We start from the raw sequence: 929 nt of genomic DNA, 5'->3' as shown, positions 1-929 counted from the left end.
CCGTTCACGTTCACCTTCGACGTGTCCCAGCCCATCTGCTTGTGCACCGCCAGCGCCTGCGCCGCGAACGCCTCGTTGATCTCCATCAGGTCCAGGTCGCCCGGCGTCCAGCCCGCGCGCTCCAGCGCTCGGCGCGATGCCGGCACCGGCCCCATGCCCATCACGCTCGGGTCCACGCCCGCGTTCGCGTACGCTTTGATCCGCGCCAGCGGCGTCAGGCCGAGTGCCGCCGCCTTCTGCGCCGACATCACCAGCACCGCCGCCGCGCCGTCGTTCAGCCCCGACGCGTTCGCCGCCGTCACCGAGCCGTCCTTCGAGAACGCCGGCTTCAGCCCGGCCAGCGATTCCGCCGTCACGCCGTGACGCACGAATTCGTCGGTGGCGAACTGCAGCGGCTCGCCCTTGCGTTGCGGAATCGCCACCGGCACGATCTCGTCGTCGAAGCGGCCGGCCTTCTGCGCGGCTTCCGCCTTGTTCTGCGACAGCGCCGCGAACGCGTCCTGCTCCTCGCGCGTGATTCCGTACTCCTTCGCGACGTTCTCCGCCGTGATGCCCATGTGGTACTGGTTGTACACGTCCCACAGGCCGTCGACGATCATCGTGTCGACGAGCTTCGCGTCACCCATCCGGAACCCGTCGCGCGAGCCCGGCAGCACGTGCGGCGACGCGCTCATGTTCTCCTGGCCGCCCGCGATCACGATCTCCGCGTCGCCCGCGACGATCGCGTTCGCCGCCAGCATCACGGCCTTCAGGCCCGAGCCGCACACCTTGTTGATCGTCATCCCCGGCACTGCGCTCGGCAGCCCGGCCTTGATCAGCGACTGCCGTGCCGGGTTCTGCCCGGAACCGGCCGTCAGCACCTGGCCCATGATCACTTCGCTGACCTGCTCGGGCTTCACGCCCGCACGCTCCAGCACCGCGCGGATCAC

1 protein-coding gene is annotated in these 929 nt (G+C 69.8%); it reads right to left on the bottom strand.

The annotated features are described in order from the left end of the window. Positions 1–929, bottom strand: a 929-nt coding sequence (locus CFB82_RS41660) for an acetyl-CoA C-acetyltransferase (RefSeq protein WP_089487978.1), incomplete at both ends; no start/stop codon positions are given.

It is taken from the genome of Burkholderia sp. HI2714 (genome assembly GCF_002223085.1).
Taxonomy (GTDB): Bacteria; Pseudomonadota; Gammaproteobacteria; order Burkholderiales; family Burkholderiaceae; genus Burkholderia; species Burkholderia lata_D.
The sequence above is the reverse complement of the archived record's forward strand: the minus strand, read 5'-3'. Positions and strand labels throughout refer to the sequence as shown.